This is a genomic window from Mycobacterium sp., assembly GCF_049585075.1.
GTDB lineage: Bacteria > Actinomycetota > Actinomycetes > Mycobacteriales > Mycobacteriaceae > Mycobacterium.
Map to the genome: position 1 here is coordinate 1 of NZ_JBAUZA010000249.1, position 7,555 is coordinate 7,555.

8 protein-coding genes are annotated in these 7,555 nt (G+C 63.7%); 2 read left to right on the top strand and 6 right to left on the bottom strand.

The features are described from left to right. Positions 1-433, top strand: a 433-nt coding sequence (locus tag WB785_RS11845) for a DUF6632 domain-containing protein (protein ID WP_424079355.1), incomplete at its 5' end; no start/stop codon positions are given. Positions 434-468: 35 nt separating this feature from the next. On the opposite strand, the gene WB785_RS11850 is transcribed toward WB785_RS11845, so the two are convergent. Continuing rightward, the gene (locus WB785_RS11850) at positions 469-1,458 is read right to left on the bottom strand and encodes a malate dehydrogenase (protein ID WP_424079357.1); all 990 of its coding nucleotides are present in this window, start codon (positions 1,456-1,458) and stop codon (positions 469-471) included. Between the two features lie 192 nt (positions 1,459-1,650). Here WB785_RS11850 and corA point away from each other — a divergent pair, with 192 nt between their 5' ends. Then, the gene (corA, locus tag WB785_RS11855; RefSeq protein WP_424079358.1) at positions 1,651-2,757 is read left to right on the top strand and encodes a magnesium/cobalt transporter CorA; all 1,107 of its coding nucleotides are present in this window, start codon (positions 1,651-1,653) and stop codon (positions 2,755-2,757) included. 12 nt (positions 2,758-2,769) lie between these two features. Here corA and WB785_RS11860 read toward each other — a convergent pair whose 3' ends face one another. From WB785_RS11860 to WB785_RS11880, 5 genes are all read right to left on the bottom strand, one after another. Beyond that, positions 2,770-3,378, bottom strand: coding sequence for a suppressor of fused domain protein (locus tag WB785_RS11860; protein WP_424079360.1), 609 nt, complete (start codon positions 3,376-3,378; stop codon positions 2,770-2,772). After that, on the bottom strand, positions 3,375-4,556 hold the full coding sequence (locus WB785_RS11865) for an ABC transporter ATP-binding protein (protein WP_424079361.1): 1,182 nt from the start codon (positions 4,554-4,556) through the stop codon (positions 3,375-3,377). Before WB785_RS11865 ends, WB785_RS11860 begins: the two co-directional genes overlap by 4 nt. Positions 4,557-4,560: 4 nt before the next feature. Beyond that, on the bottom strand, positions 4,561-5,385 hold the full coding sequence (locus WB785_RS11870) for a carbohydrate ABC transporter permease (protein ID WP_424079365.1): 825 nt from the start codon (positions 5,383-5,385) through the stop codon (positions 4,561-4,563). 15 nt (positions 5,386-5,400) lie between these two features. Next, on the bottom strand, positions 5,401-6,222 hold the full coding sequence (locus tag WB785_RS11875; RefSeq protein ID WP_424079366.1) for a carbohydrate ABC transporter permease: 822 nt from the start codon (positions 6,220-6,222) through the stop codon (positions 5,401-5,403). 47 nt (positions 6,223-6,269) lie between these two features. Next, positions 6,270-7,555: extracellular solute-binding protein (locus tag WB785_RS11880; protein ID WP_424079363.1), on the bottom strand; the 1,286-nt coding region annotated here is incomplete at its 5' end.

The window sequence follows — 7,555 nt, forward strand, 5'->3', positions numbered from 1 at the left end:
GATCTACGGCGTGCTGACATTGGCAATATTCACTTTCCTGCTGGCGGGATTTCTCGCTCAATCGCCCTTGCTCGCTGAGCATGGCGGCGCGCTGAATTGGACGATTTGGAACGATGTCCGCTGTGGCGGTGAGCATATGCACGTGCCACCCATGCTGATGGTCATCTACATCGTCTGGGGAGTGTTTCTCCTGCGTTCGGCCGGAAATCCACACGGATATCTGTCGTTTCTCGGGTTCACCATGTGGGCCAACCTCGCACACGGCGTGTTGATGGTGATGCAAGCGGCCGGCGAAATGGATCGGTACTGGAGCAAGTTCTTCACCGACATCCCGTTTGTTCTGGGACTCGCTTTGGGGATTTACCTATGGCGCCGGACCGATATATCCCGACGACGGCCTGCGCCCGTCAACCGAGTCGCGGGTAGCTCGTGAGCACGACGCCGAGCGTTGGCACCGCGACGCCGCGCTTAGATCAGGCCCAGGCCGGTGACGGCTTCCCGCTCCTCGGCCAGCTCGGCAGTCGACTTGTCGATCCGGCCGCGGGAGAAGTCGTCGATGTCCAGGCCGCTCACGATGGTCCAGTTGCCGCCCTTCGTGGTCACCGGGAACGACGAGATCAGGCCCTCCGGTACCCCGTAGGAGCCATCGGACAGCACGGCCATCGACACCCAATCGCCGTCGGGGCTGCCCAGTAGCCAGTCCCGCGCGGCGTCGATGGTTGCCGACGCGGCCGAGGCGGCTGACGACGCGCCCCTCGCATCGATGATCGCGGCGCCACGCTTGGCGACCGTGGGGATGAAGTCGTTCTCGATCCAGGACTGGTCGTTGACCACCTGCGCCGCGTTCTTGCCGTTGATCTCGGCGTGGAAGATGTCGGGGTACTGGGTGGCCGAGTGGTTGCCCCAGATGGTGATCTTCTTGATGTCGCTGACGTCGGCTCCGGTCTTGTGGGCCAGTTGCGAGATGGCCCGGTTGTGGTCGAGGCGGGTCAACGCCGAGAACCGCTCGTGCGGGATGTCGGGCGCATTGCTCAACGCGATCAGCGCGTTGGTGTTGGCCGGGTTGCCGGTGACGCCGATGCGGACATCGTCGGCGGCGACGGAGTTCAGCGCCTTGCCCTGCGCGGTGAAGATCGCGCCGTTGGCCTCCAGCAGGTCGCCGCGCTCCATGCCCGGGCCGCGCGGCTTCGCGCCGACGAGCAGGGCCAGGTTGACTCCGTCGAAGATCTTGTTCGGGTCGGCGCCGATCTGCACCCCCGACAGCAGCGGAAACGCGCAGTCGTCGAGCTCCATCACGACGCCTTCGAGCGCCTTGAGGGCCGGCTCGATCTCCAACAGCCGCAGCTCGATCGGGCGGTCAGGCCCCAGCAGTGAGCCGCTCGCCAGGCGAAACAGCAGGCTGTAGCCAATCTGGCCAGCGGCGCCGGTGACGGCAACCTTCAAAGGTGTGGTGCTCACGACAGTTCGCTCCTCGTGCAGTTCGGCTGTATGCGCCAATCGCGTCGGGTCGAAACTAGCGCACGCATGCGCGCGATAAACCCCGGCCCCAATCGCACCAGCTCAGCCGCGCCCGCGCACGGGCAATACCCGGCTGAGGCGCGTAGCATGACCGAGGCTTTATCGGATCCGCACTGCGACGGGAGGTGAGGGATGCCTTCGTTTCGCGATATACCGGAAACACTGCGTCCTCTGGCATGGCCTGAAAGGGACGAGCCTCCTCATCCGCATCCGGATGACCCGTCTGCCGATCAGGCAGTGGTCGACTGCGGCATCTATGTGGACGGCAAGCGACTAGCCGGGACTTTCACCCACGCCGACGCCCGGACCAAAGTGGGCGAGCTGCAGTTGGCCGGACAAGAAGCCTTCGCATGGATCGGCCTGCATGAGCCCACCGAGCACCAGATGCAGGAGGTCGCGAGCGTTTTCGGCCTGCACCCGTTGGCCGTCGAGGACGCCGTGCAAGCTCACCAACGGCCGAAATTAGAGCGTTACGACGAGACGCTTTTTCTGGTTCTCAAGACCGTCAACTATGTTCCGCACGATTCGTCGGGGCTAACCCGTGAGATCGTCGAGACCGGCGAGATCATGATCTTCGTCAATGGAGATTTCGTGGTGACCGTCCGACATGGTGAGCACGGACGGCTGTCAGACGTGCGCAAGCGGATGGACAACAACCCCGAGCACATGGCGCTGGGTCCCTTTGCGGTGATGCACGCCATCGCCGACACCGTCGTAGACCACTACCTCGGGGTGACTAACTTGATGGCGGCCGACATCGACGCCATCGAAGAGACGGCGTTCACGCCCGGCGCCCGGACCGATATCGAGCCGATCTACCAGATCAAACGCGAAGTAGTCGAGCTGCGCAGGTCCATCAACCCGCTCTCCGTCCCGTTTGCGCGCTTGCAGACCGAACACAAGGATCTGATCTCCAAAGAAGTGCGCCGCTATCTGCGCGACGTCTCCGACCACCAGTCGCAGGCGGCAGACCAGATCGCCAGCTATGACGACATGCTTACCTCTCTGGTGCAGGCGGCCCTGGCTCGCGTCGGCATGCAGCAAAACGACGACATGCGCAAGATGGCGGCCTGGGCGGCCATCTTGGCGGTGCCGACCATGGTCGCGGCCATCTACGGGATGAACTTCAGGTTCATGCCCGAACTGAACTGGCCATGGGGATACCCGGGGGTAGTGGCCTTGATGACCGGCGCCTGCTTGGTCCTGTACTTCCGATTCCGGCACAGGAACTGGCTCTAGCTCCGAAAAGTTTCAACCTGGCTGTGCGGCAGGGCGATTGGGATCGACCACATCCACCCCGTCGCTTCGCCACGCGTCCCGCATCGCGTCGGCTCCCCTTAGCCGCACCCAGGCGGCCTCGGTCGCCGTGATCGGTGTCGCGGATAAAAAACGCACCGGGTCGCGCGGCGGATCCAGCGGCAGGTCCGCAATGTCGCTGCCGCCCAACAACATCGCGGTGAACGGCGCCGACCCGGATGGGTTGTCCCATAGCGGCGAGCCGAGATCGATCAACGCGTCTTCGGTCAACACCACTCCTTCGACGGCGGGCGTTGCCGCCACGATCGCCAGGCTATGCGCCAAGCGGGTAATCGTTCCTGGATTACGCAGCCGCAGAACGACTTCGGCGCGCGGGCCACGCTCGCTGTCGGTGGTCAAGTCGGTTGGTTCGGCCATCGGGTACCGCGAGCATCCCAGCGAGACATAATGCACCACCTCGTCGGCTCCAGGGCGAAAGCGCAACACCTCGATTGGCTCGGCGCCCAGAAAGGTCACGCTCGCGAGGTCAGGCTCGGTATCGACGCCCGCTTGCCTGAAGTGTGCGAGCAGGTGCGCACGCACCCGAGCCAATGTCTGGGTCACTGCACCTGCGGCGGCGGTGGAACGGTCAGGTTGACACCGGTGTCGGCGTCGAAAACGGCGAGTTTCACGGTGTCGAAGGCTAATTCGAGTGACTTTCCCTTTGCTGCTTTCGACGCGGCGGGAACCCTGGCCACGAATTCGTGCTCTTCTCCCCCGGATTCGCCGTCGAGCTCGGCGAGCTGGTCGGAATGGACAACGCAACCCTCGGTGGTGAAGTAGACGTATTTGTCGGCGCCTAGCGACTCGACCATGTCCACCTTTACCTCGAAAGTCAGTGCGCTGATGCGCTGGTAGCCGTCGATCAAGGCGGCATCTTGCAGATGTTCTGGGCGAACGCCGACGATGACGTTCTCCGGTGTCGGGTGCTGCGCGAGCACATCGTGGACCGGCTGGGTGAGCGTCACCTCGCCGAATGGCAGCTTCAATCCGGTCGCCGTCAGCGTGCCGGGAAAGAAGTTCATGGCCGGCGAGCCGATGAAGCCGGCGACGAACAGATTGGCGGGCCGCTCGTAAAGCTCGTCGGGCGTGCCGATTTGCTGCGCAACCCCGCCGCGCATCACCACGACTCGGTCACCGAGCGTCATGGCCTCGGTCTGGTCGTGCGTCACATAGACGGTCGTGGTGCCTAGCCGCCGCTGCAGCCGGGCGATCTCGCCGCGCATCTGGACCCGCAACTTGGCATCGAGGTTCGACAGCGGCTCGTCCATCAGGAAAGCCTTGGGATGCCGCACGATTGCCCTACCCATCGCCACTCGCTGCCGCTGGCCGCCGGACAGTTGCGAGGGCTTGCGGTCGAGAACGTCGGTCAAGTCAAGGATTCGCGCGGTGTCCTCGACCTTGTCCGCAATGTCCCTTTTTTTCATCTTGGCCAGGGTCAACGGAAACGCGATGTTCTGTCGCACGGTCATGTGCGGGTAGAGCGCATAGGACTGAAACACCATTGCGATATCGCGGTCCTTGGGTGCCTTGTCGTTCACCCGCTCGCCGCCGATGCGCAGCTCCCCCGACGAGATATCTTCCAGGCCGGCAATCATATTCAGCGTGGTGGATTTTCCACAGCCGGACGGTCCGACCAGGATGATGAACTCGCCTTCCGCGATCGAAATACTGAGATCGTTCACAGCTATCGCGCCGTCGGGGTAACTCTTGGTCACGTTCGCCAACACAATCTCGGCCATCGAGTTATCCCTTCACCGCGCCAGAGGTCAACCCAGCGACGATCCGTCGTTGGAAGACTAGAACAAAAACGATAATCGGGACGGTGATCACCATCGCGCCGGCCGCGATCGATCCGGTTGGCTCTTCGAATTGCGAACTGCCGGTGAAGTTGGCGATCGCCACCGGCGCAGTGATCGCGGCTTTGGTTGCGGTCAACGACAAGGCGAGCAGCAGATCGTTCCAGGCAAAGATGAACACCAGAATCGCGGCGGTCACGATTCCCGGTGCCGCCAGCGGGGCGATTACTTTCCGGAACGCCTGTCCGGGCGTGGCGCCGTCGACTTTGGCCGCCTTCTCCAGGTCCCCTGGAATCTCCCGGAAGAACGCCGAGAGCGTGTAGATCGCCAACGGCAGCGCGAACGCGATGTAGGGAATGATCAGCCCGGGCCAAGTATCGAACAGCCCGATCCGCCGCTCGAGGTCGAACAGCGGGGTGACCAGCGAGATCGCTGGGAACATCGAAATCAGCAGCACGGCAGCGATCAACGACCGCTTGCCCGGAAAGGTCAACCGCGCCACCGCATATGCCGCCATCGCGCCGATCACCACCGCGATAGTCGTGGTGAGCACGCCGATTCCGACGGAGTTGATCAGGGCCGAGCTGAAGAAGTTGCCCCGAAAGATTCCGCGGTAGTTGTCGAACGTCACCGACGACGGAATCAGCTTGCCGTCTTTGACCGTTGACGTCGGCTTGAGCGACAGGCTGAGAATCCACAACACCGGGAACAGCGCATACAGCAGCACGACGGTATCGATGATCAGCCAGGCCGCCGTCCGCCGGACACCCACCCGCTCGGTCACGGCTCAGCGTCCATCGCCGTCGACGCCCGGCGCCGATGCGCCGAACACTTTGATGAACATGAACGCGATGATGGTCACGCATACGAAGATCAGGACCGAAATCGCCGAGCCGAGGCCGACATTGAAGCCCTTGAACAGGTTGTCGTAGCCAAGGATCGACACCGAGCTGGTGTTGCCGGCGCCGCCGGTGAGCACGTAGATGTTGTCGAAAATCCGGAACGCATCCAGTGTGCGGAACAGCAGTGCCACCAGGATGGCCGGTTTGATCAGCGGCAAGGTGATCTTTATCAGCCGGCGCCATGCGCCGGCGCCGTCGACCTGCGCGGCCTTCAGCAGGTCGTTGGGCACCAGCGCCAAGCCAGCCAGTAGCAGCAGTGCCATAAACGGCGTCGTCTTCCACACCTCGGCGAGGACCACGATGCCCAGCGACGGAATCTGGTGAGTGAGCGGTGCGCTAGCTTGCGGCAGCAGGTTGGTCAGATAGCCGGTGCCCGGGGTCCAGGCGTAGTACCAGCTGTAGGAGGCGACCACGGTGACGATCCCGTAGGGGATGAGCACCGCGGTGCGCACCAGGCCCTTACCGATCAGGGTGCGGTGCATTACCAACGCCAGCGCCAGGCCCAGCACAGATTCGATCGACACTGAGACAATCGAGATCGCCAACGTCACCACAAGTGCCGTCCACCAATATCGATCAGTCAAGATCGTTTGGTAGTTGCCGAGCCCGATGAACGTGGTGTCGTTCGGGGTGGTCAAGTTATAGCGCTGCAAGCTCAGCCAAATCGCGTAGCCGATCGGATAGGCGGTGACGGCCAGCATCAGCATCGCCGCGGGCGCCACGAGGACGTAAGCCAGGCGCCGCTCCGGGGCGCTCACGGCAGCAGCCCCCGGCCGTCGATGGCCTTCTGCACCTGCGCGGTGAGGCTGTCGGCAGTCTTCTCCGGGTCGATTTCGTTGATCGGGCTCAGCGTGGCCGACATCCGCGTGGACACCGCCTGGTAGACCGGCGTCGCTATCCGCGCGGCGGCGTTGCTGAGTTGTTGACGAATGATGTTGTACATCGGGTACTTCGCCTGGAATTGCGGATCGGAGTACAGCGAGGTCCGCGCCGCGGGCAGCCCACCTTGCAACGCGATGTACTTTTCGCTTCGCACGTCGCGCAGGCATCTGATCGCTTGGTACGCCTCGGCTTTATGACGCGTGGTCTTGGCCACTGCCAGGTTCAGGCCGCCGATCGTTACCTTGGCCGGCTGGCCCGGCTGCACACCGGGATACGGAGCGAACCCGAACACCTTCTGGCTGGCGTCGTAGGCCGCGCGGAACTGCTGGTCAGTCGGCACGAACGCGCCGACGTGGTTGATGCTGCCGGCCAGGTCGGGACGGCGGTTGAGCGGCAGAAACGCCACGCCGCCCTTCACCGCGTTCTCCAGCATGGACGCCAGCGCGTATGGCCAGTTGACCTCCAAGGCCGACTTCCCCTGCTCGAACGCCAACCGTGAAGTACCCGCGTCGCTCCGGCTGATCGACGGGTCGGCACCGGGGGCCGTGGCCACCGACTTGAGGATCCGCAGAGCGCCGACGGTGGCGGCGCGGTGTGCTGGCGTATCGGTAAGCGTGACCTTGTGGCCGTCATCGGACAGCACCCGGCCACCCGCGCTTTCCAGCAGGGTATTGAACCACACCACCAAACCCTCGCCCTGGCTGGCCTGGACGCCGATCCAGCTGGGTTTGCCTGCGGCGTGCAACCGGGTTGCCTCATCTACCATCGCGGTCCAGGTTGCCGGCGGCTTGTCCATCAAATCAGGTCGGTACCAAAGCAATTCGGTATTGGTCGACAGTGGTGCAGCATAGTGCCGACGCTTCCAGGTGGCCGTGGCAAGCGGCCCGGGCAGGGTGTCGGCGGTGGCATCGGCCTCGGCCCGGCCGGCCGGGTCATCCGAAAGCGGCAATGCCCAGCCCGCTTCCGCGAACTCCGCCGTCCAGATCACGTCTAGTGCCATGACGTCCACACTGCGGTCGTTGGCGCTCAGCCGGCGCGCCAGTTGCAGCCGCTGGTCATCAGAGGACCGGGGCAAGCTGAACTGCTGGATGGTGAACCGTCCGCCGAACTGCTCGGTGCAGCGCTTGGCTACCGCAGCGAACGTCGGGGCGCCGCTGG